The 22,512-nt window shown below is 66.5% G+C and carries 24 protein-coding genes; 13 read left to right on the top strand and 11 right to left on the bottom strand.

The window, feature by feature from the left end; genetic code table 11:
* Positions 1–268: 268 nt before the first annotated feature.
* The 3 genes from QW863_RS30110 to kynU are packed head-to-tail and all read right to left on the bottom strand — an operon-like array spanning position 269 to position 3,157.
* The gene (locus tag QW863_RS30110; protein WP_315713581.1) at positions 269–1,093 is read right to left on the bottom strand and encodes an alpha/beta hydrolase; all 825 of its coding nucleotides are present in this window, start codon (positions 1,091–1,093) and stop codon (positions 269–271) included.
* 34 nt (positions 1,094–1,127) lie between these two features.
* A complete protein-coding gene (gene kynA, locus QW863_RS30105; protein WP_315713582.1) occupies positions 1,128–1,967 on the bottom strand; it encodes a tryptophan 2,3-dioxygenase in 840 nt (279 codons plus the stop codon).
* Positions 1,964–3,157, bottom strand: coding sequence for a kynureninase (gene kynU / locus QW863_RS30100; RefSeq protein WP_315713583.1), 1,194 nt, complete (start codon positions 3,155–3,157; stop codon positions 1,964–1,966). Before kynU ends, kynA begins: the two co-directional genes overlap by 4 nt.
* 238 nt (positions 3,158–3,395) lie before the next feature.
* On the opposite strand from kynU, the gene QW863_RS30095 reads away from it, so the two are divergent.
* Complete coding sequence (locus QW863_RS30095) at positions 3,396–3,800, top strand: DUF4864 domain-containing protein (protein ID WP_315713584.1); 405 nt, start codon at positions 3,396–3,398, stop codon at positions 3,798–3,800.
* Between the two features lie 10 nt (positions 3,801–3,810).
* On the opposite strand, the gene QW863_RS30090 is transcribed toward QW863_RS30095, so the two are convergent.
* The 4 genes from QW863_RS30090 to QW863_RS30075 all read right to left on the bottom strand — a co-directional run bounded on the left by QW863_RS30090 (position 3,811) and on the right by QW863_RS30075 (position 7,794).
* Complete coding sequence (locus tag QW863_RS30090) at positions 3,811–4,206, bottom strand: thioesterase family protein (RefSeq protein WP_315713585.1); 396 nt, start codon at positions 4,204–4,206, stop codon at positions 3,811–3,813.
* Between the two features lie 216 nt (positions 4,207–4,422).
* Complete coding sequence (locus QW863_RS30085) at positions 4,423–4,854, bottom strand: tautomerase family protein (protein ID WP_315713586.1); 432 nt, start codon at positions 4,852–4,854, stop codon at positions 4,423–4,425.
* Entirely contained in the window at positions 4,755–6,218 is a 1,464-nt protein-coding gene (gene hisS / locus QW863_RS30080) for a histidine--tRNA ligase (RefSeq protein WP_409998712.1), read from the bottom strand. The genes QW863_RS30085 and hisS overlap by 100 nt, the downstream gene beginning before the upstream one ends.
* Positions 6,219–6,714: 496 nt before the next feature.
* Positions 6,715–7,794 carry a branched-chain amino acid aminotransferase gene (locus tag QW863_RS30075; RefSeq protein ID WP_315713588.1) on the bottom strand — a complete coding sequence of 360 codons (1,080 nt, stop codon included), beginning with the start codon at positions 7,792–7,794 and terminating at the stop codon, positions 6,715–6,717.
* Positions 7,795–8,141: 347 nt separating this feature from the next.
* Between QW863_RS30075 and QW863_RS30070 the strand changes: the two genes are divergently transcribed.
* The 3 genes from QW863_RS30070 (at position 8,142) to QW863_RS30060 (ending at position 10,933) form a co-directional block, all read left to right on the top strand.
* Entirely contained in the window at positions 8,142–8,690 is a 549-nt protein-coding gene (locus QW863_RS30070) for a MarR family winged helix-turn-helix transcriptional regulator (protein WP_315713589.1), read from the top strand.
* Positions 8,687–9,418 carry a response regulator transcription factor gene (locus QW863_RS30065; RefSeq protein ID WP_315713590.1) on the top strand — a complete coding sequence of 244 codons (732 nt, stop codon included), beginning with the start codon at positions 8,687–8,689 and terminating at the stop codon, positions 9,416–9,418. The genes QW863_RS30070 and QW863_RS30065 overlap by 4 nt, the downstream gene beginning before the upstream one ends.
* A gap of 126 nt (positions 9,419–9,544) precedes the next feature.
* On the top strand, positions 9,545–10,933 hold the full coding sequence (locus QW863_RS30060) for an ATP-binding protein (RefSeq protein ID WP_315713591.1): 1,389 nt from the start codon (positions 9,545–9,547) through the stop codon (positions 10,931–10,933).
* Between the two features lie 13 nt (positions 10,934–10,946).
* Here the strand turns inward: QW863_RS30060 and QW863_RS30055 are convergent, their stop codons facing one another.
* A complete protein-coding gene (locus QW863_RS30055) occupies positions 10,947–11,930 on the bottom strand; it encodes a VOC family protein (RefSeq protein WP_315713592.1) in 984 nt (327 codons plus the stop codon).
* Between the two features lie 140 nt (positions 11,931–12,070).
* Between QW863_RS30055 and QW863_RS30050 the strand changes: the two genes are divergently transcribed.
* The 5 genes from QW863_RS30050 to QW863_RS30030 all read left to right on the top strand — a co-directional run bounded on the left by QW863_RS30050 (position 12,071) and on the right by QW863_RS30030 (position 17,635).
* Complete coding sequence (locus QW863_RS30050; RefSeq protein WP_315713593.1) at positions 12,071–12,862, top strand: DNA-binding transcriptional regulator; 792 nt, start codon at positions 12,071–12,073, stop codon at positions 12,860–12,862.
* A gap of 67 nt (positions 12,863–12,929) precedes the next feature.
* Positions 12,930–14,453, top strand: coding sequence for a bifunctional 3-(3-hydroxy-phenyl)propionate/3-hydroxycinnamic acid hydroxylase (locus tag QW863_RS30045; RefSeq protein ID WP_315713594.1), 1,524 nt, complete (start codon positions 12,930–12,932; stop codon positions 14,451–14,453).
* A 31-nt stretch (positions 14,454–14,484) separates the two neighbouring features.
* Positions 14,485–15,336, top strand: a complete 852-nt coding sequence (locus QW863_RS30040) for a fumarylacetoacetate hydrolase family protein (RefSeq protein ID WP_315713595.1) — start codon at positions 14,485–14,487, stop codon at positions 15,334–15,336.
* A gap of 82 nt (positions 15,337–15,418) precedes the next feature.
* Positions 15,419–16,624 (top strand): ABC transporter substrate-binding protein, encoded by a 1,206-nt coding sequence (locus QW863_RS30035; protein ID WP_315713596.1) that lies wholly within the window; start codon positions 15,419–15,421, stop codon positions 16,622–16,624.
* An 18-nt stretch (positions 16,625–16,642) separates the two neighbouring features.
* Positions 16,643–17,635: an NAD(P)H-quinone oxidoreductase gene (locus tag QW863_RS30030; protein ID WP_315713597.1), complete on the top strand. Its 993-nt coding sequence runs from the start codon at positions 16,643–16,645 to the stop codon at positions 17,633–17,635.
* A gap of 46 nt (positions 17,636–17,681) precedes the next feature.
* Here QW863_RS30030 and QW863_RS30025 read toward each other — a convergent pair whose 3' ends face one another.
* Complete coding sequence (locus QW863_RS30025; RefSeq protein ID WP_315713598.1) at positions 17,682–18,230, bottom strand: DUF3617 domain-containing protein; 549 nt, start codon at positions 18,228–18,230, stop codon at positions 17,682–17,684.
* Positions 18,231–18,313: 83 nt separating this feature from the next.
* Positions 18,314–18,619 (bottom strand): hypothetical protein, encoded by a 306-nt coding sequence (locus tag QW863_RS30020; RefSeq protein ID WP_315713661.1) that lies wholly within the window; start codon positions 18,617–18,619, stop codon positions 18,314–18,316.
* Between the two features lie 168 nt (positions 18,620–18,787).
* Between QW863_RS30020 and QW863_RS30015 the strand changes: the two genes are divergently transcribed.
* From QW863_RS30015 to QW863_RS30000, 4 genes are all read left to right on the top strand, one after another.
* The gene (locus tag QW863_RS30015; RefSeq protein ID WP_315713599.1) at positions 18,788–19,252 is read left to right on the top strand and encodes a hypothetical protein; all 465 of its coding nucleotides are present in this window, start codon (positions 18,788–18,790) and stop codon (positions 19,250–19,252) included.
* 132 nt (positions 19,253–19,384) lie between these two features.
* Entirely contained in the window at positions 19,385–20,089 is a 705-nt protein-coding gene (locus QW863_RS30010; protein WP_315713600.1) for a ribonuclease T2, read from the top strand.
* Positions 20,090–20,223: 134 nt separating this feature from the next.
* On the top strand, positions 20,224–21,084 hold the full coding sequence (locus tag QW863_RS30005; RefSeq protein ID WP_315713601.1) for a 23S rRNA (adenine(2030)-N(6))-methyltransferase RlmJ: 861 nt from the start codon (positions 20,224–20,226) through the stop codon (positions 21,082–21,084).
* A gap of 252 nt (positions 21,085–21,336) precedes the next feature.
* Positions 21,337–21,552, top strand: coding sequence for a cold-shock protein (locus QW863_RS30000; protein WP_006612991.1), 216 nt, complete (start codon positions 21,337–21,339; stop codon positions 21,550–21,552).
* 257 nt (positions 21,553–21,809) lie between these two features.
* Here the strand turns inward: QW863_RS30000 and QW863_RS29995 are convergent, their stop codons facing one another.
* The gene (locus tag QW863_RS29995; protein ID WP_315713602.1) at positions 21,810–22,445 is read right to left on the bottom strand and encodes a porin family protein; all 636 of its coding nucleotides are present in this window, start codon (positions 22,443–22,445) and stop codon (positions 21,810–21,812) included.
* Positions 22,446–22,512 lie beyond the last annotated feature (67 nt).

Below are 22,512 nucleotides of genomic sequence, written 5' to 3'. Positions count from 1 at the left end.
GCTGAAGCTCCGCGGCTCCGCGAAGACCATCACCATCGTTGACGCAGGACGCGCTTCCGGCACGTCGCAAGCGGATATCCTGATCCGCGCTTCAAATGGACTCGCATCCTGGGAAATATCGACAGCGCACGTAGTCAAGTTCAGCGCCCGGGGACCCCCACCCCCACCCCCTCCCCGCAAGGGGGAGGGGAGATGAGGTCGCTGCGCCGTCACCGCAGAACGCATGCACGGAGCACGGGGCGAGCGCTGCAATCGACGCTACTTGAGATCACCCCACCAGCGCCTGCACCAACCCACTGTCCGCATCCGCCAGATCGTCGATCACGTCGAAATGGTGCCGGTCCGGCGCCTCGACATAAGCCGTGGATGCGCCAAGCCCCGTCCAGATATTGGCGAGCAGCTGAGCCTGGCGGCGGAATTCGTTGCGCTCGGCGCCGCCAACCCAGGCAGTGACCTTGACGTGATCGATCGGCACCAGCAGCGCGGGGCTCTCCTTCGCAGCCGTGGCGTCGTCGATATGCAGCGTGTCGTTCATCGCGGTCCGCTGCAGCGGGCGCAGATCGTGCAGGCCGGAGAGCGAGACCACGCTGGTGATGCGCCCCTGTCGCTCGGGCGGCAGTGGCGCGCCGCGGCAGATCATGCGGCTGACGAGATGGCCGCCGGCGGAATGCCCGGTCAGTGCCACCGGACCGCCGACCTCGTCCATCGCCCGCGCGATCGCCTGGGCGACGTCGGCCGAGATGTCGGCGAGGCCGACCTCGGGACACAGCCGATAGGACGGCATCGCCACGGCATGGCCGCGCGCAATCGCGCCTTGCGCGAGGTGCGACCAGAAGCTCTTGTCCAGCCGCATCCAGTAACCACCATGCACGAACACGACGAGACCCTTCGGCGTGCCCTCGGGCAGGAACAGGTCGAGGCGCTGCCGCTCATGCGCGCCATACGCGATGTCGAGCTTGGCACGGCCCTGCCCCACCATGTCGGCGCGATAGCTCTCCGCCGGCGCCACCCACAGCCCGGGCCAGCGCTCGCCGCCGGCGATGTTCGGGCCGTTGGCGTAAGCGTTGTCCCAGTCCTTGACGGCATAGAGCATGAGGATCTCCTGATCGATTGATGTGCGCGCGGGCTCACAGCCCGGTGCGCAGCTTCCAGAGTTCGGGGAACAGCACGATCTCCAGCATCTTGCGCAGATAGTTGACGCCGCTGGTGCCGCCGGTGCCGGTCTTGAAGCCGATGATGCGCTCCACCGTGGTGACGTGGTTGAAGCGCCAGCGGCGGAAATAATCCTCGAAATCGACCAGCTTCTCGGCGAGCTCATACAGCTCCCAATGCCGCTGCGGCTCGCGATAGACGCTGGTCCAGGCCGCCGCCACCTCCGCGCTCTCGCTGCGCGTGCCGCGCCAGTCGGTGCGCTGGCCGTCGGCGCCGATGAAGAAGCCGCGCCGTGCCAAGAGCCGCAGTGCTTCGTCATACAGGCTGGGCTTCGCCAGGATCGCTTCCAGCTCAGCGGTCAGCTCCGGATGATGGGCATGCGGGCGCAGCATCGCGAGATTGCGGTTGCCGAGCAGGAATTCGATCGAACGATACTGGAACGATTGGAAGCCGGAGGACTCGCCGAGCTTGTCGCGGAACAGCGTGTACTCGCTCGGCGTCATCGTGCGCAGCACGTCCCAGGCGCCGTTGAGCTGCTCGAAGATGCGTGACACCCGCGTCAGCATCTTGAACGCCGGCTGCACGTCGTCTTTGGCGATCGCGGCCATCGCCGCCTTGATCTCGTGGATCGCGAGCTTCATCCACAATTCGGAGGTCTGGTGCTGGATGATGAACAGCAGCTCGTCATGCGCGGTCGAGAGCGGCGCCTGCGCATCGAGCAGGCGATCCAGCATCAGATAGTCGCCATAGGACATCCGACCCTTGAAGTTCATCCGCGCCCCCTCGGTGGCGGGATCGTAGGGCGCGCTGCTCACGTCACGAGCTCCTTCTGGCGATAGTCGGGCCTGTCCCACAGCCTGTTGTCGAGGACCTCCGCGAGGATGCCCACGGCGCCGCGCACCTCGGCCTCGCCGATATAGAGCGGCGTGAAGCCGAAGCGCAGCGCGTCCGGCGCGCGGAAGTCGCCGATCACGCCGCGCGCGATCAGCGCGCGCATGATCGCATAGCCGTCCGGGTGGCGGAACGACACCTGGCTACCGCGCTGCGTCGCATCACGCGGTGACGCCAAGGTCAGCGACGGACAGCGCTTCTCGACCTCGGCGATGAACAATTCCGACAGCGCGATCGAAGCCGCGCGCACGTCCGGCATCGACACGCCGTCCCAGGCGTCGAGCGCGGCATCGAGCGCGGCGAGCGCAATGATCGGCGGCGTTCCGATGCGCATGCGCTCGATGCCGCCGCCGGGGCGGTAGTCGAGATCGAAGGCGAACGGCGCCTCGTGCCCCATCCAGCCGGACAACGCCGGCGGCGCGATGTCTGCGTAACGCGGCGCGACATAGATGAAGGCCGGCGCGCCGGGACCGCCATTGAGATATTTGTAGGTGCAGCCGACCGCGAAGTCGGCCTCGGCGCCGGCGAGGTCGACCGGCACGGCGCCGGCGGAATGCGCGAGGTCCCACACCGTGAGCGCGCCGGCCGCGTGCGCCTTCTTCGTCAGCGCGGCCATGTCGTGCATGCGGCCGGTGCGGTAATCCACCTCGGTCAGCATCAGCACGGCGACGCTGTCGTCGATCGCCGCCTCCACCTGCTCGGGCTCGACCACCTTCAAGGTGGCGCGGTCGCCGAGCATGCGGACCAGGCCCTGCGCCATATAGAGATCGGACGGGAAGTTGCCGCTGTCGGACAGGATCACGCGGCGGCCCGGATTGAGCGACAGCGCGGCGGCGAGCGCCTGATACACCTTGATCGAGAGCGTATCGCCCATCACGACCGTGCCGGGCGCGGCCCCGATCAGCCGGGCGATGCGATCGCCGACCCGGCGCGGCTGCACCATCCATCCGGCGGTGTTCCAGCCGCGGATCAGCTCCTGTCCCCACTCCGCTTCGATCATGCGGCCAACGCGGGCGGGCACGGCCGACGGCAGCGCGCCGAGCGAATTGCCATCGAGATAGATGACCCCTTCAGGTATCGTGAAGAGCGATCGGGTCCTGGAAAAATCGGTCATGCGGCTCCTGCTTCGTTCACGGCCTGAATGCATGATTCGCGCCGGGGCAGGCCAGATCAAGCCGGTCCCATCGCCACCGGCACCGCGCGGGCCGCATGGCTCGCGAAGACGTGACGATGGCGACACAATCCAGCCGGTCGATCGCCGCCGGCCGGTGACATTGACGCGCCACGGCAGGCTTGTCACGGGCGGCGCGTGGCGCATGATAGATCGATCTGAACCGCCGATGGAGCACAACATGCGCATTCTGGTGCCGCTCGTCCTGCTGATGGCGCTGCTGATGCACCCTGCCGAGGCTGCCGACGCCAGCGCGGCGCAGAGCGTCATTCGCGCCCAGGAACAGGCTTTGGCGCGCGACGACGGAGCGACCGCCTATGCCCAAGCCGCGCCGGAGATCCAGGCGCTGTTTCCGAGCGTCGAGATCTTCATGAGCATGGTCAAAAGCGGCTATCCGCCGGTCTATCGCCATCGCAGCTTCGAATTCGGCGCCGCGCAGGTCGAGGACGGCAGCATCGCGCAGCGCGTGCACATCGTCGATGCCGAAGGCGAGGCGTGGGAGGCTCTGTACACGTTGCGGACCCAGCCCGACGGCAGCCTCAGGATCACCGGCTGTTCGCTGTTGAAGACGGGCCAGTCGGTCTAGCGCTGAGCGGCTACGTCACGCCGAAGCGCTTCTTGAACTGCTCGACATTGATGAGGCCGCGGCCGTGGCGGCCGTCGCCGATCTTCACGTCGCCATGATAGGCCTCGACCGAGAAGCGGATGACGCGGCGCTCGACCTCGATCACCTCGGCGACCGTGCGGATGGTCGCGCCGACCGGCGACGCCGCCAGATGGCGGACGTTGACCTCGGTGCCGACCGTGACCCAGCCCGGCGGCAGTGCCGGGTTGATGGCATCGCCCGACGTCATCTCCATCTCCAGGATCATCATCGGCGTCGCATAGACCATCGGCATGTGCGGCACGAAATGCCCGACGGTGCGCTCCGGCGGCACCACCAGCAGACGCTCGGCGCGCATCCCCGGCTTGATGATCTCACGTGCGTCCATGACTGCTCCGAACTGTGCTGTCGTCCCGGACAAGCGCGCGGCACGCGCGCGCCGATCCGGGATCCATACGCCGTGGCGGTCGTGATAGGCAAAGGGCCAATGACCAGCGTGCCTCGAACCGCTCCCTGGGGGTATGGGTCCCGGCGTTCGCCGGGACGACCGCGGTGATCGTCGAGACAGATGTCATAGCCTCGCTTTCGCCAGGACGACGTCCAACTACTTCTTCTGCTCGGCCAGGCGCTCGACGAAGGTCTTGCCGCCCTTCATCTTGTGCGTCAGCGGCGCCTCGTTGATCTGGATCACCACAGCTTCCGGGTCGACGCCGAGATGCGTTACCAGAGCCTTGGTGATGTCCCGCATCATGTTGGCCTTCTGCTCGTCGGTGCGGCCGGCGGCCATGCTCACGGTGATCTCGGGCATTCGTTGCTCCCTGTTGTTTGTCTCTGCTGCGTCATCGCCGGGCTTGCCCCGGCGATCCATCTTCTGAAATCGATGGCGTCGTTTGAAGAGATGGATACGCGGGTCTAGCCCGCGTATGACGAGTCTTGTTATCCCCAGCTCACGTCGTGGCGCGCGAGCACCTCGCGGACGCCGGCGACCAGTTCGTCCTCCTTGGCTGAGACCTGCGCCGGGCGGCTCTCGCGCCATTCCTGGTTGGAGGCGATCGCGGCCGCCGCCTTGGCGCCCTCGATCAGGTCCTTGATCTGCACCTCGCCGCGCGCCTTCTCGTCCGAGCCCTGGATGATGACGCAGGGCGCGTTGCGGCGGTCGGCATATTTGAGCTGGTTGCCCATGTTCTTCGGATTGCCGAGATAGAGCTCGGCGCGGATGCCGTGACTGCGCAGGGTCGACACCATCTTCTGATAGTCGGCGACGCGGTCGCGGTCGAACACGGTGACGACCACGGGCCCGAAGGCGGGGCGCGTGTCGAGCTTGCCGAGCAAGGTCAGCGCCGCCTGCAGGCGCGACACGCCGATGGAGAATCCGGTCGCCGGCACCGGCTCGCCGCGGAAGCGTGAGACGAGACCGTCATAGCGCCCGCCGCCGCCGACCGAGCCGAAGCGCACCGGACGGCCCTTCTCGTCCTTGGTCTCGAGCAGGAGTTCGACTTCGTAGACAGGGCCGGTGTAGTATTCGAGACCGCGGACGACGGAGGGGTCGACGCGGACCCGGCTGTAACCGTAACCGGCCGCGCTGCACAGCCTTGCGATCTCGGTCAGCTCGTTGACGCCTTCCACATAGGCCGGCGAGGACATGAACAATTTCTGCTGAGCAACGCTCGCCAAGACCTGGGCGTTGAACTGCAGATCCTGCTCCTCACCTTGGATTTGCGGCTCCGCGACCTTCATCTCGAAGAAGGCCAGCAGGGCGTCGATCTGACTTTCAGTCAGGCCCGCGCCCTTGGTGAAATCACCCTTGCCGACCTCGCCGCCGTCCCAGCGGCCCTCGCCGAGCAGCTTCTTGATCTCTGAAATCGGAAACTTGTCGGCCTTGTCGATTGCCCTGAGCACCGTCAGCCGACGGCCCACGTGCTCATCACCGCCGATGCCGATCGCCTCCATCACGCCATCGAGCACCTTGCGGTTGTTCACCTTCACGACATACGAGCCGCGCGGAATCCCCAGCGCCTCCATCGCATCCGCCGCCATCATGCACATCTCGGCGTCCGCCGCCGGCGAGCCGGAGCCGACCGTGTCGGCGTCGAACTGCATGAACTGGCGGAAGCGGCCAGGGCCGGGCTTCTCGTTGCGGAAAACGTAGCCGGCGCGATAGCTGCGATACGGCTTTGGCAGCGCGTCGAAATTCTCGGCGACGTAGCGCGCGAGCGGCGCGGTCAGGTCGTAGCGCAGCGAGATCCACTGCTCGTCGTCGTCCTGGAACGAGAACACGCCCTCGTTCGGACGATCCTGGTCGGGCAGGAACTTGCCGAGCGCGTCGGTGTATTCGAACGCCGGCGTCTCCACCGGCTCGAAGCCGTAGCGCTCGTAGACGGCGCGGATCTTCTCGACCATCTCGCGCGTGGCGGCGATCGCCGCGGGGCCGCGATCCTCGAGCCCGCGCGGCAGCCGCGCCTTCAGCTTCTGGGGTTTCTTCGGTTTGTCGGACATGGGGACCGGAACGTAGGGTGGGCCAAGCGCAGCGGGCCCACCATGGCTGATAAACGCCGAAGTGGTGGGCACGGTCCGCTACGCGGCCCTTTGCCCACCCTACGGGATGGAATGCGTTGCTTGGTTGGTAGCAGCCGGGGCGCGGGGCGGCAACCCGAAGGCCGATCACACGCTGGCGCGTGGCACCGTTTCCAGCATTTCAGTAAGAGCCAAGCTTGCGCCGCGCATTCAGTGCGCCGCCTCCCCCGCTTGCGGGGGAGGGTTGGGGTGGGGGCGCCCCAACGGCGGTCTTTACGGGGCTTCCCCCTCCCCAGCCCTCCCCCGCAAGCGGGGGAGGGAGCAAACCGTCATCGCGGCTAGACTGTGCCCAGAACCTGCAAGCGCAAGGGAGCCCGGCCCCTCACTTCACATCCCGGATCCACTGATGCGGATCGGGGCTGCGGCCGTACTGGATGTCGACCAGCTGCTTGCGCAGGCCCATGGCGACTGGGCCGGCCTCGCCGCCGTTGATCAGGACGTCGCCGCTCGCCGAGCACACCTTGCCGATCGGCGAGATCACCGCGGCGGTGCCGCAGGCGAACGCCTCCTTCAGCTTGCCGCTCTTGGCGTCCGCCCGCCACTGGTCGATCGAGTACGCCTCCTCGCGCACCTCGCGGCCGGCGTCGCGCGCCAGCTTGATGATGGAATCGCGGGTGATGCCGGGCAGGATGGTGCCGAGCGGCGGCGTCGACAGCGAGCCGTCGTCGAACACGAAGAACACGTTCATGCCGCCAAGCTCCTCGACATAGCGGCGCTCGATCGCGTCCAGGAACACGACCTGGTCGCAGCCATGCGCGATCGCCTCGGCCTGCGCCTTGAGGCTCGCGGCATAATTGCCGCCGCATTTGACGCCGCCCGTGCCGCCGACCGCGGCGCGGGTGTAGTTCTCCGAGACCCAGATCGAGACCGGCGCCGGGCCGCCCTTGAAATAGGAGCCGACCGGCGAGGCGATCACCGCGAAGATGTATTCCGCCGACGGCTTCACGCCGAGGAACACCTCGTTGGCGATCATGAACGGGCGCAGATACAGGCTGCCCTCGCCGCCCGGGATCCAGGCGCGGTCGATGCGGACGAGCTGCTCGACCGCCTCGATGAAGACCGCCTCGGGCAGTTGCGCCATCGCCATGCGCTCGGCCGAATTCCAGAACCGCTTGGCATTGGCATCGGGGCGGAACAGGTTCACGCCGCCATCGTCGCGCTTGTAGGCCTTCAGGCCCTCGAAGATCTCCTGCGCATAATGCAGGACGGCCGCGGCCGGATCGAGCGGGAAGTTGGCGCGGGATTCGACCCGCGCGCTGTGCCAGCCCTTGTCCTGGCTGTACTGGACCACGGCCATGTGATCGGTGAACACCCGGCCGAAGCCCGGGTTGGCGAGCTTGGCCGCGCGCTCCTGATCGGAGGTCGGGTTCGTCGTCGGCTTGATGTCGAATGTCAAAGTCATGTCCTTGCTTCCCCCGCTCTGATCGCCATTCGCGAGTTCTGGCGCCGACCCGTCCGATCGGGCCGGTCGGCTTTTTGAATTTTCGGACCTGCCGCGACCGGCTTTGAACCGGTCACCGGGCAAGCATGCCACCACAGGACATGCTTTTGCGCCCGGCGGAAGTCCAGTATGGTTTGCCGAAATGCCGCTCGACATCACACGGTTGTTCGATACGTCGCCCAAGGATGCCCGTCGGGGTTGCCTACGGCCCGTTGAGACACGCCTGGAGACCATTGCCCGCTGATGAAACGATCTAAAATTTCGCAGCGGGCGATTGTTTTGTAACATTGAACCGCAGAAACGTCAATATGGCTGACATAAATTTCTCGTCTCCGACGTTGAGCCCCGAGCTGCGCGCGGCTGAGCCCTCCGCGACGGCCGGCGAGCCGCTGCGCTGGGACATCATCGAGCTCTTGTTCTTCGCCTATCGCGACTTCGTGGGCGATGCCGACCACGAGCTGGAGGCGTTCGGATTCGGCCGCGCGCATCACCGCGTGATGCATTTCGTCACACGCTATCCCGGCCTGAAGGTCGCCGATCTGCTCGACGTTCTGCGCATCACCAAGCAGTCGCTCGGCCGCGTGCTCAAGCAGCTGCTGGACGAGGGCTACATCGTGCAGAAGACGGGCAACAACGACCGCCGCCAGCGCCTTCTTTTCGCCACGCCGAGGGGCGAGGCGCTGGTCGCCAAGCTGGCCGGGTTGCAGACGCGGCGCATCGACCATGCGCTGGAGCAGATCGGGCCGGCCGGCGCCGAAAAGGTCCGGCAGTTCCTGCGCGCGATGATCGATCGCGACGATCCGGACAAGGTGCTGGAAGCCATCTTCAAGACGCCTGTCGCCGCCGCCAAGGAGTGACCGTGACGATCGCCGCCATCGCACCGCATCCGCCGCAGACGCCGGCCGACGACGCACCGCATCTCCTGCTCGTCGACGACGACCGCCGCATCCGCGATCTGTTGTCGCGCTTCCTGCGCGGCGAAGGCTATCGCGTCACCACGGCAGCGAGCGCAAGCGATGCTCGCGCCAAGCTCACCGGGCTGCATTTCGATCTCCTGATCCTCGACGTGATGATGCCCGGCGAAAGCGGCTTCGACCTCGCCCGCTTCATCCGCACGCAATCGTCGGTGCCGATCGTGATGCTGACCGCACGCGCCGAGCCGGAGAGCCGTATCGAGGGCCTGCAGCTCGGCGCCGACGACTACGTCGCAAAGCCTTTCGAACCGAGAGAACTCGCGCTGCGCATCGGCAACATCCTCAAGCGCGCCGCGCCGCCGCCGGCGGAGGAAGTCGTCGAGCAGATCGCGTTCGGCCCGTTCGTCTATCATCTGGCGCGCGGCGAGCTGAAGCAGGGCGAGGAGATCGTCCACCTCACCGACCGCGAGCGCGAGATGCTGCGCATCCTCGCCAATGCCCGCGGCGAGACCGTGCCGCGCGGCGCGCTGACCGGCAACGGCACCGTCAACGAGCGCGCGGTCGACGTCCAGATCAACCGCCTGCGCCGCAAGCTGGAAAGCGATCCGGCCAACCCGCTGTTCCTGCAGGCCGTGCGCGGCATCGGCTATCGGCTGATGGTGACGGGCTGAGGCGGTGCAGGTGAAGGTCTCGACGTCATTGCGAGCGCAACGAAGCAATCCAGAGGCCCGCGATGACTCTGGATTGCTTCGTCGCTTCGCTCCTGGCAATGACGGAAGCAGCGAGGGCGTCCCAGCATGAGCACGCTCGACACCGGCCTCACCCTCATCCGCACCGCATCCCGCCGCGTCTCGCGCGCCAACAGCATCGTCGGCAATGCGTTCAAGGGCTGGATGCCGACCGGCCTCTATGCGCGCGCGCTGCTGATCATGATCGTGCCGATGGTGATCCTGCAGACGGTGGTTGCGGGCGTGTTCATGGAGCGGCACTGGAACACGGTGACACGACGGCTGTCCGCCGCAGTCGTGCAGGACGTCGCCGCGCTGATCGACATCTACAAGGGCTATCCGCAGGACAAGGACCGCACCATGCTGCGCCGGATCGCGCAGCAGCGGCTCAACCTGGTGGTCGACTTCCTGCCGGCCGGCGACATGCCGCCGCCGGGGCCGAAACCGTTCTTCAACCTGCTCGATCAGTCGCTGTCGAGCCAGATCGGCCGCCAGATCAGCCGCCCGTTCTGGATCGACACCGTCGGCCGCTCCAACCTGGTCGAGATCCGCATCGCGCTCGATGATGCCGTGATGCGCGTGTTCGCGCAGCGTGGCGCCGCCTATGCGTCGAACACCGACATCTTCCTGTTCTGGATGGTCGGGACGTCGTCGATCCTGCTGATCGTCTCGGTGCTGTTCCTGCGCAACCAGATCAAGCCGATCCTGCGCCTCGCCGATGCCGCCGAGAGCTTCGGCAAGGGCCGCGAGGTGCCGAACTTCCGGCCGCGCGGCGCGCGCGAGGTGCGGCGCGCGGCGCATGCCTTCCTGGAGATGAAGGCGCGCATCGAGCGCACCCTGGAGCAACGCACGGCGATGCTGGCCGGCGTCAGCCACGATCTGCGCACCATCCTGACGCGCTTCAAGCTGGAGCTGGCGCTGCTCGGCGACAGTCCCGAGATCGACGCCATGCGCAAGGACGTCGACGAGATGTCGCACATGCTGGAGGATTATCTCGCCTTCGCACGCGGCGACAATGGCGAGATCGCGCAGCCGACCGACATCTCCAACGCGCTCGAGGAGTTGCGCAGCGACGCCGAGCGCAACGGCCATTCCGCCACGGTATCGTTCCACGGCCTGCCGGTGGTGACCGTGAAGCCGCAGGCGCTGAAGCGCTGCCTCGGCAACCTCGTCTCGAATGCCGCCCGCCATGCCGACGCGATCGCCATCACCGGCCATCGCGACCACCGCTACCTCACCATCACCGTCGACGATGACGGCCCGGGCATCCCGGCCGACATGCGCGAGGAGGTGTTCAAGCCATTCCTGCGCCTCGACGACGCGCGCAACCAGGACGAGGGCGGCACCGGCCTCGGCCTCGCCATCGCCCGCGACATCGCCCGCTCCCATGGCGGCGACATCACCCTCGGCGACAGCCCGATGGGCGGGTTGCGGGCGAGCGTGCGCATTCCGGTGTAGCGCGCCGCATAGCTCATTCCTGCGCGATCACCGCGTCGAGCCAGGCGCAGTTCAGCGGCGGAACGCGTGGGTCCGGCACGCGGACGCCGCGTGCGGCGGCGGACAGCCGCATGTCGCGCATGCGCTTGCGCTGCTCGTCCGGCAGGTACAATCGCTCGTGCCCCCACAGCGACGGGCCGTCGAAGGTCTCATGCGGCTGCCACGTCGCGGGATCGATCACCCGGCCGCCCCAGCCATATTCGATGAAGAAGCCGGAGGGCGTGTTGACGTAGAACGAGGTCATGTGGTCGTTGGTGTGACGGCCCAGCGTGTAGGCCACGCGCCCCTCGTCGAGCTGTGCCAGGTCGTAGCCCTGGCCGACGTCGTCGAGACTACCTAGTTCCACCATGAAGTGATGCAGTGTGCGGCGACCGGAGCCGACCATCGCGAAGCTGTGGTGGCGGCCGTTGACGTGGAAGAAATAGAGCTTGTACGGCGTCAGGCCGAAGTCGGACACCTTGAAGCCGAGCAGGTCGCGATAGAACCGCAGCAGCGGCTCGACGTCCTCGACGTTGAGCACGACGTGCCCCATGCCGAGCGGCCCGGTGCGAAAGCCGGAGATCGGACGTCCCGGCCTGAAGGGATCCGAGGCGACGGCTGCCCCCCAGAACACCTCGATCGTGTTGCCGGCGGGATCCTGAAAGCAGATCAGCTCGCTGACATGACGCTCGTCGGCCAGTGCCTGCGAACCGCGGGCCACCTTCACGCCGTTGTCGTCGAGACGGCTCGCGAGCCGCGCGAGCGCGGCAGCGTCGCCGACCTCCCAGCCCATGACGGCGAGCCCGCCATCGGCGCTGCCATCGACGATCAGCCGCTGCTTGCGATCATCCATCCGATAGGCCTGCACGCTGGCCGCGCGATCCACGCGCTGCATCCCGAGGAGTTCGGTCGCCATGCGTCCCCACTGCTCCGCTTGGGACGACTTGATGCCGATGTAACCGAGCGCCGTTATTTCCATCTTGTTTTCTCCCGAAAGGCGCGGGCGGAATTTCGTATCAGCTCCGCGCGGTCCTGCGGTAGACTGCCGCCCCTGCATCCGGCTCGCGTTCTCAAGACGGTATCGGCGGACGGAAACGAAGAACAGGGAGGATTTTCCAAGTGTCCAAGCAACGGACGCGATCTCCGCAGGCCCGTCCTGCGGAGGGTGTCCGCGCCTTCAAGCGGGGGCTCGACGTGCTGCGCGCGGTCAATCGGTCCGGGGGCATTCGCGCCGGCGACGTGGCGCGCCAGCTCGATCTGCCGCGGCCCACGGTCTATCGGTTGCTCGAAACACTCGAGGAACTCGGCTATGTCGCGCGCAGCGCCAGCGACGACCGCTTCCGGGTCACGCGCCACGCGTTGAGCCTCGGCGACGGCTATGATCCCGGCATCTTCATCTGCCAGGTCGCCGCGCCCTATCTCGCCGAGCTCAGCCGCAGCCTGATCTGGCCGGTCGATCTGTCGACTTATGAGAACGGCGCGATGGTCATCCAGGAGACCACGCATGCGCGCAGCCCGCTCTCGATCGATCGCAGCATGATCGGCAAGCGGCTGCCGATGCTGCACACCTCGGCCGGCCGGGCCTATCTGGCCGCCTGCCCGCCCGCAGAGCGGGACCTCATCATCAACCATCTGCGACGCATCGAGGATGCCGAGGACCTCTCCTTCCTGGCGCCCGAGCGGCTGCAGCGCATGATGACGGAAACGTCTCAGCGCGGCTATGCGATCCGCAACGAGGGCGAATTCAATCCGAAGACGTCGTCGATCGCGGTGCCGATCGTGCGGGGCGAGGTCGTGTTCGGCTGCATTTCGATCATCTGGATCCGCTCCGCCATGACCCTCGAGGAGGCTGTCGCTCAGTACGCGGCCCCATTGCGCGACGCCGCGGCCGCGATCCCCGTCCAGGCCTGAGCGTCCGCTGCGCGGACAGTTCGTGACCGCGCCTTGAAGCTGCGAGGCGGTTCCGGAATGTGCGGCCATGAGCAACATGGCCGCACATTCCGGAAGCTTCGACGTCGTCATCGTCGGTCGCGGGCCCGTGGGCTCGACGCTCGCCAACCTGCTCGGCCTGTGCGGCATCCGCACGCTGATCCTGGAGCGCGAAGCCAAGGCCTATCATTTGCCGCGCGCGGTGCATTTCGACGACGAATGCATGCGCGTGTTCCAGACCATCGGCCTTGCCGACGCCATCCTGCCCCACCTTACATTGAGTCCCGGCATGCGCTTCGTCGATGCGGGGGGACGATTGCTGCTCGACTGGCCGCGCCCCAGCGAGCCGACCGCGATGGGCTGGAATCTGAGCTACCGATTCCACCAGCCCGATCTCGAAAACGTGCTCAACAAGGGACTCGAGCGCTGGCCTCATGTCGAGCTGCGCACGCGCTGTGATGTCTTCGCGCTCGAGCAGGACCGCGAGGGGGCGCGCGTTCGCTATGAGGACCTCGGCACCGGCCGGCTCGTCGACATCTCCTGCGCCTATGTCATCGGCTGCGACGGTGCACGTTCGCTGGTGCGCCGCTTCATCGGCTCGGCGCTGGACGATCTCGGCTTTCACGAGCGCTGGCTCGTCTGCGACGTGCTGCTGAGCGAGGCGCGGCCCGATCTCGGCGATTTCAGCGTCCAGCACTGCAACCCGCAGCGTCCCGCAACCTATATTCGCGGCACCGGCAACCGGCGCCGGTGGGAGATCACGGTTCATCCCGACGAGGACGCGGTCGACATCACCCAGCCGGCGCGCGTGTGGGAGCTGCTCTCGCCCTGGCTCCGGCCCACAGAGGCCGAGATCGAACGCGCCGTCGTCTACACATTCCACTCCGCGGTCGCCCAGCAATGGCGCGGTGGACGGTTCCTGCTCGCAGGCGATTCCGCGCATCAGACCCCGCCTTTCCTCGGTCAGGGCATGTGTGCCGGCATTCGCGACGCAGCCAACCTCGCATGGAAGCTGGCTCATGTGATTGCCGGGAAGGCAACGCCTGATCTTCTCGACACCTATCAGAGCGAGCGCGCGCCGCATGTGCGCGAATTCATCGAGCTCGCGATCCGGCTGGGTGGGCTCATCAACACCAAGGCGGTCGAGGCGGCGCTTGCGACCGGCACGGCACAGGGCGACGGCCAGCTCAAGCTCGACGTGCAGAAGCCAGTGCTCGGCCCGGGCCTTGCCTGCGGCGAACGCAGCATGACGGGAAAGCTGGCGCCGCAATTCCGCAGCCGTGATCACGGCCGCAGCGACGACCGCGTCGGCTATCGCTTCGCGCTGCTATGCCGGTCCGGTCTCGGGACCGCAATGATCGAGCAGCATCATGCCCGCCTGACGGCCGCTGACGTCGCCGTCATTTGCGGCGAGGAAGCTGGCGGCCTCGACGGCTGGCTCGATCAGCACGGCTTCGACGCCGTGCTGATGCGCCCCGACCGCTACATCCTGGGTGCTGTCCGCACGGGCGAAGATCCCGCGGCGCTGTTGTCAGGCCTCGCCTTCCTCGCACCGCCGCCGAGCGCGGCCTGAGCGTTTCCGTTCTTTTTGAGAGGGTTCACGTATGAAGCTGGTTTCCTTTGTGATCGACGGGCGTCCCGGATACGGCGCGGTGAAGGGAGACGGTGTCGTCGACCTCTGCCGGCGGCTCCCGGCGAAGAGCCTGCGCGCGCTGCTCGAGGCGGATGCGCTTCGCGACGCTGCCGCGCTGCTCACCTCCGAACAGCCCGACTATCCGCTCGATGCGATCACCTTCGCGCCCGTCATCCCCGATCCCGGCAAGATCATCTGCGTCGGACTGAACTATCGCGACCACGTCGCCGAGACCGGACGAACGGTCACCGAGAAGCCCGCGCTGTTCGCGCGCTTTCCGACCAGCCAGGTCGGACATCTGCAGCCGATCGTTCGCCCTGGTGTCTCCGATCATTTCGACTACGAGGGCGAACTCGCGCTCGTGATCGGGAAAGCCGGGCGGCATGTCCGGCGCGAGGACGCGCTCACACACATCGCCGGCTATTCCTGCTACAATGAAGGCAGCATCCGCGACTGGCAACGCCACACGTCGCAATTCCTGTCGGGCAAGACCTTCGACCAGTCCGGCGCATTCGGCCCCTGGCTGGTCACCGCCGACGAAATTCCCGACCCGTCCAAGCTGACGCTGCAGACCCGCCTCAATGGCGAGACCGTGCAGCGGACCACCACGGATCTCCTCATCACCGACGTGCCCGATCTGATCGTCTATTGCTCGACGATCATGACCTTGCTGCCCGGGGACGTGATCGTCACCGGCACGCCGGGAGGCGTCGGCCTCAAGCGCACCCCGCCTCTGTTCATGAAGCCCGGCGATACGGTCGAGGTCGACATCTCGGGCATCGGCGTGCTGCGCAATGCCGTGACTGCCGAACTGGAAGCCTGACGTTTCCGCCTCGCGGAGAACCGCGAGGCGCACCAATCAAACACGACAAAAAGCAAAATCTTCAAATCCGGGGAGGATCATCATGTCGCGCTGTCTCAGATCCAGCATCGCTGGCCTGCTACTGCTTGCAGGCTCATCCGCGCAGGCCGAAATCAAGGGGGGTGCCATCCGTATCGGTGTGCTCACCGACATGACCGGCATCTTCGCGACCGCGATGGGGCCCGGCTCCGTGGAAGCGGCCCGGATGGCCGCTGAGGAGTTCGGTGGCAAGATCAACGGCAGGCCGATCGAAATCCTTCAGGCCGATCATCAGAACAAGCCGGATATCGCGGTCGCGATCGCCCGGCGCTGGTTCGAGCAGGACGCTGTGCAGGCGATCGCCGACGGCGGCAGCTCCGGCGCGGCCCTTGGCGTCCAGGAGCTGGTGCGCAGCAACGGCAAGATCTTTCTCATCTCCGGGGCCGGCGCCAATCAGCTCACCGACGAGGCCTGCGCCCCGACCTCGGTGCAATGGACGCACGACGCCTATTCGACCGCGACAGCCGTCGTGTCGGGCATCATGCAGACCAGCAAGGAGCCGTGGTTCTTCATCACCGGCGACTACGCGTTCGGCCATTCGGTCGAGGCGACCGCGCGCGCCCGCATCGCCGAGCTCGGCGGCACGGTCGCCGGCAGCGTCAAGGCGCAGCTCGGCACGCCGGATTACGGCTCGTTCCTGCTGCAGGCCCAGGCCTCCGGCGCCAAGATCCTGGCGCTCAACGTCGCCGGCGACAATGCCACGGCCATCAAGCAGGCCGAGGAATTCGGGCTTGCGGCCCAGGGCATGAAGATCGTGCCGATGTCGTTCCAGAACGTCGACATCGAGGCCATCGGCCTCAAGGCGACGCAGGGCGATCTCATCGTCACCAGCTTCTTCGAGGATGCCTCTCCCGCCGCGCGCCGCTTCTCCGACGCGTTCTACGCGCGCCGGAGGGCGATGCCGTCACAGATCCAGGCCGGGGTCTATTCGGCCGTGCGGCACTATCTGCAGGCGGTGAAGGATGCCGACAGCGACGACGGCGCAACGGTGATGGCCCGGATGAAAGCCACGCCGGTCTCGGATGCCTATGCGGACCACGGCCAGATCCGCGACGACCAGCGCATGGTGCACGACCTTTATCTGGTCCAGGTCAAGACCCCCGCCGAATCGAAGCGCCCCTGGGACTTCGTCAAGCTGGTGACGAAGATCGCCCCCGATCAGGCGTTTCGCCCGCTCGACCGCAGCAAGTGCAGCCTGGTCGGCAAGTGAGCACATGAGCGACCAAGCATGATTCCGGACGATCAGCGCGCCGTCATCATCACCGCCGCGGGCGGCCCGGAGGTCCTGTCGGAGCGACAGGACTGGCCGGTCCCTCGCCTCGGACCAGACGATGTGCTGATCGAGGTCGCAGCCGCCGGCATCAACCGTCATGACTGCAACCAGCGCGCTGCCGGGCCGTCGCGGGAGCCCAATCCCATACCGGGATTGGAAGCCTCGGGGCGCATCGTGGCCTGCGGCGCCAACGTTTCCCCGGAACGGCTGGGTAGAGCGGTGATCGCACTGACCGACGGCGGCTCATACGCGCAATACGTCGGCACCGATCAGCATCTTGCACTGGACTTGCCGAGCGGCCTCGACTTGATCCAAGGCGCCGGCCTACCCGAAGCGCTGTTCACGACCTGGTTCAATTTCTTCGAGCTGATGCGCATGATGCCCGGCGAGACGGCCCTGATTCATGGCGGAAGCAGCGGCGTCGGCACGATCGCGATCCAGCTGCTGCGCGCGCTGGGTCATCCCGTCATTGCCACCGCCGGCACCGCAGAGAAGCGCGCCGTGGCACTCGGGCTCGGCTGCAGCGCCGTGTTCGACTATGCCGATCCCGATCTCGCCGAGCAGATCCGCGCGGCGACGGGGAAGCGCGGGGTCGACTGCATCCTCGACACCTCCGCCGGCGCTCACATCGCACAGGACCTTGCGGCGCTCGCGATGGGCGGACGGATCGCCCTGCTCTCGGCCGGACATGGCAAGGAGCTGGCGGTGCCGCTGCGCAGCCTGATGGCGCGCCGGGCCAGCATTACCGGCGCATTCCTGCGGTCGACGTCACTCGATATCAAACTCCGCCTCGCAAGCGAGCTGCGGCAACGCATCTCGCCCCTGCTCGGAACGGCCATTCGGCCGCTCATCGACAGCACCTATCGCCTGTCCGAGGCAGCCGATGCGCACGAGCGCATGGAGACGAGCCGACACATCGGGAAGATCGTGCTTCGCGTCCGCGGATGAACGCCAACCCACGTCTCTGCGCCCGCCACACGCAACGAGCGCCCGCTTACTGCTTCACGCCCGGGATCAGCGCCTTCAGCTTGTTCATGTCCTTGATATTCATCTTCATGCCGCCAGGCATCACGATGTCGCCGGGCTTCTGGTCGGGCTTGCAGGCGCCGAGCCATCTGGCCTCGATCGTCATCGCGGTGTCCTTCACCCCGGTGCCGGCGGCGCCGCCCGTGACGCGCGACATCGTCTTCACCGTATAGGCCGAGTTGAAGTCGCCGGTGATGTCGGCATGCGACGTCGTATTGATGCCGCCGAAATTGCAGACCGAATCGGAGACGTAGCCGGTCGCGGTCTTCTGGATGTCCTGCTTGGAGCAGACCTGCTGCGCCATCGGCGAGGCGAAGTTGTTCATCTCCTTGTCGGTGGCCGCGTCGGTGCAGTGCTGCATCGTCGCCTCCGGCAGCTGACCGCCGGATCTGATCATCTTCAGCTCCCACAGGCCGGCCTTGCGCACCGGCAGGTCGACGGCCCGTGCCTCATGACTCGCGGTCACGCCCAGGAGGCAGCAGGCCAACAGCCCAATTGCGATGCGTGTGCAGGTCATATGCCCCGTTCCGGCTCGTTGATCGATGCCGGAGCGAATGCCGCAGAAAAATGGCAATTGGGAGAACGGCAGTTGATGGAAGGTCAGTACAGCGTCCGCAGCGGCCGCTGCGCCGAGCCATAGGGCACCCAGCGGCAGGCGAACGAAACGTAGCCACCGTAACGCGCATCGACGGCGCGGAACTTCGCGACCTTGCCGTAGGAGGCGCAATGATCGACCGCGAGCTGGCGCGCATCCGTGGTCTGGGCCAGCTGGAAGGCGATGATGCCGCCGGTGTCGTTGCCCTTGAAGGGCGGCACCACGTCGGCCTGGGCGGACGCGGCAACCAGCACCATCCCAGCGGCCACGAGGCCTGCAGTCTTCACGAATCCGGCCATCAGCGTCCGCATTGCATTCTCCTCGATCTGGCCTGCCATTCTAAAGGTCCTGTCCGGTCAAGAAAAGAACACCGGCCTCGCGTTAACAGGACTAATCGTGGAGTGTTGCCGCGTTGCACTTGACCTCCTGTGGCCGCCGCGGCACGGTCCACGCTCCCGGATCAGCCTTGCGGACGGCCCATGCGCGACTTCAGCTCACCTTTCAAGATGTTCGGCGCCGCCTGTGGCGCGCTGCTTGCCGCCATCGTCGCCACCGCCCCGGCTCAGGCCGCCAACCCGCTCGAGATGAACTTCTGGTTGTCCGGTCCGAAATATGAAGGCCGGGTCGCGCCTTGCGAGGCGGCCATTCCGACCATCGTCTCGCGATTCCAGGACAAGGAGAGCACCTTCTGGAATTCCTCGCTGACGATCACCGGCGTCGCCAATGTCCATGAGATCGCCTTCCGGCCCTGGCAGTCCGACAACATTCCGCGTCGCTTCTGCACCGGCAGCGTGATGATCAGCGACGGCAAGGCGCGCACCGTCAACTTCTCGATCATCGAGGATGGCGGCTTCGCCGGCTATGACCAGGGCGTCGAGTTCTGCGTCGTCGGCCTCGATCGCAACTGGGCCTTCAATCCGGCCTGCCGCGCCGCCAAGCCCTGATTCGCCTTTCCCGGCGTATCGGCCGCTCGCGCGGGCGGCCGGCTGACGAATGGCTGCCTCGGGGCAGCCATTTTTGTTCTTGAAATGTTCCAGCGCGCTGGTAGGCTCCTAGTATTGTCCGGGGAGTACGCCATGTTCGATTGCCTGTGCCGACCTGCCGTCCTGTTGTCCAGAACGATCGCCTGCTTTGCCCTCTTGCTCGGCGTGCTCACGGCTGGCGCCGCCGAGGCGCAGGACCGCCGCCAGAATGCGCCGGGCGCGTTCGACTTCTACGTTCTCTCGTTGTCGTGGTCGCCCTCGTACTGCGCCGAAGCCGAGGAGCGCGGCGGCCGCGGCAACCGGTCCCAGCAGTGCAGCGGCCGACCCTATTCGTTCGTCGTGCACGGGCTGTGGCCGCAATACGAGAACGGCTACCCCGAATATTGCGAGCAGCCGGCGCCGCGCCTGCCGCGCAACCTCATGACCTCGATGCTCGACCTGATGCCGGCGCCGGGCCTGATCTACAACGAGTGGGACAAGCACGGCACCTGCGCCGGCGTGTCGGCGAAGGCCTATTTCGAAGCCATCCGCAAAGCCCGCGCCGCCATCAAGATCCCCCCGGAATTCCTCGATCTCGCGGAGGCCAAGACGGTGGCGCCCGCGGCGGTCGAGGAGGCCTTCATCAAGGCCAACCCCAAGCTCACGACATCGGGCATTGCCGTCACCTGTAATCGCACCAGGCTGAGCGAGGTCCGGATCTGTCTGTCGAAGGATCTGGAGTTTCGCAACTGCGACGAGATCGACCGGCAGGCCTGCCGGCGCGACGAGGTCAACATGCCGCCCGTCCGCGGCGGCTAGCGGCTGCAAATCGGGCGACGCAGCGCGTCGGCCTGCGGCGCCTCTTGCGGCGGCGCTCATCCGCGGCTCTCCGGAGGGCGTCCTGCGCATCGACGGGGTACCCTTTTGACGCGGAACGGCGTAACCCGGATGGCATGAACTACCGACACGCCTTCCACGCCGGCGGCTTCGCCGACGTCATCAAGCACATCGTGCTGACGCGCATCCTGGTCTACCTCCAGGAAAAGCCCGCCGCGTTCCGGGTGATCGACACCCATGCCGGCGCCGGCCTGTATGACCTCACCGGCGACGAGGCGACGCGCAGCGGCGAGTACCTCACCGGCATCGCCCGCGTGCTGCAGGCGCGGCTGTCCGATCAGGCCTATGCGCTGGTCCAGCCCTATCTGGATATCGTCCGATCGTTCAATCCCAAGGCCGAGCTGGTCGCCTATCCCGGCTCGCCGCTGATCGCGCGCGCGCTGCTGCGGCCGCAGGACCGCATGACCCTGTGCGAGCTCGCGCCGATCCCCCGCAAGCAGTTGATCGATCAGTTGCGCCGCGACACTCAGGCCCGTGTCGTTGATCTCGACGGCTGGGTCGCCCTGCCCGCCTTCGTGCCGCCGAACGAGCGCCGGGGCGTGGTGCTGATCGATCCGGCGTTCGAGGCGAAGGATGAGTTCGAGCGGCTCGCCGATCGCTTCGCCGCGGCCTTCGCGAAGTGGACCACCGGTATCTACGTGCTGTGGTATCCCGCCAAGAGCCGGCGTGCGACGGAAGAGCTGAGCGATCGTGTCGCGGCGCTCGCAGCCGCGGCCAAGCCGCCGGGCAAGGTGCTGCGGATCGAGTTCAGTGTTGCGCCGCAGATCGAAGGCGAGGCGCTGACCTCGACCGGGCTGCTGATCGTCAACCCGCCCTGGACATTACATGACGAGCTGAAGCTCATCCTACAGGAACTGCAGAAGCCCCTCGGCCAGGGCGGCGCGGCGCGCTTCCGACTCGAATTCCCCAAAGCTTGAAACGGCGACTGGTCGAAAAGCCGTAGTCAATCGGCGCGGAACCGTATTATTGTGTCCGATTGTAAGACTGGCTTTACGTTCCGCTTCCGCGAATGGTTGCGGCGGGGTGATCAAGGCCTAACAAGATCCGGCGATCCGGCGCGGCGAGCGCTGGGCGTTAAGGTGGCCAACGCTTTCCGATCAAAGTGATGTCCGGTCGGACGCTGCGCAGGGCGCGCAGTGGAGGAAGCATTGCGGGGGAGGAGTTTCCCGATGGCCATGACTGGGACGGTCAAGTTCTTCAACGGTGAACGCGGCTACGGCTTCATCAAGCCGGACGACGGTGGACGCGACGTGTTCGTGCACATCACGGCGGTGGAGCGCGCGGGCCTGAAGGACCTGACCGAAGGACAGCGGATCAGCTTCGAGGTCGAGCCGGACAAGAAGGGCAAGGGCCCGAAAGCGGTCAACTTGGTGCTGTCGTCTTAGGGCGAGCCCGCCTGGCGGTGGTTCACGCGCCGGCATGATTGCAGCCGGGCGCGCCTCGACGCCACCCCTTCGTTGGTTTGGAAGCTGTCGGCAGCGCCTGCTCGCGTGCACAGCATTGCCGGCTCGTACGTGCAGGCCGCGCGCAATGATGCGCGCCTGCCAGATTGCACAGAGCGCTCCGACAAAAAAAATCCCGGCCGCGCGAGCGGCCGGGAGGTTGTCGTTGGACGTTTCTTCTTCCTATTCCCTCGTTGCCATCAGAAGTGGAAGTTGATGCCTGCGCGCACAATTCCAAACCGATAGTCGTTCTTCGCCCCCGTGATCACGAAATTGCTGCTGTCGAGATCGACGTAGAGATACTCGATCTTGGCGGTCCAGTTCTGTGCCAGGCCGAACTCGGTGCCGGCACCGAGCGTCCAGCCCACCGTGGTGTGCGATTCCGAAAGACCGAAGGTCTCGGCGCGCAGGCCGCCAAAGGCGAGGCCGCCGGTGCCGTAGAACAGGATGTTGTTGAAGGCGTAGCCGGCGCGGCCGCGCAATGTGCCGAACCACGGGTTCGAGAACTTCCACGGGGCGAAGGTGTCATTGGCGCCGGTCAGGTTGATGTCGCCCTCGGCGCCGAACACCCACGGGCCGTTCTGCCAATTGTAACCCGCGGTCAGGCCGCCGGTGAGACCGGACGGCTTGGTCGGGTTGTTGCCGACGGTGCCCCATTCATAGCCCAGCGTGCCGCCGAGGTAGGGCCCGGCCCAGCTGTAGGCGTTGAGGGGCTGGTTCACGGTATAGGGCGCGCCGCGCCCGTAGCCGAGATCCGCCGCCTGGGCCGAGACCGATCCGAGAGCCGCCGCGCCCAAGCCCGCCGCGGCGGCAGCACCGACCAAGAACCTGTTCATCGCTCACTCCACGCCACTCGCCGTCACCCGCCGGAGCCTGCGCCGCGCGACTGTGGTGCGCGGGCCG

The sequence above is a fragment of the Bradyrhizobium sp. SZCCHNR1017 genome, assembly GCF_032381375.1.
Classification (GTDB): Bacteria; Pseudomonadota; Alphaproteobacteria; order Rhizobiales; family Xanthobacteraceae; genus Bradyrhizobium.
The sequence above is the reverse complement of the archived record's forward strand: the minus strand, read 5'-3'. Positions and strand labels throughout refer to the sequence as shown.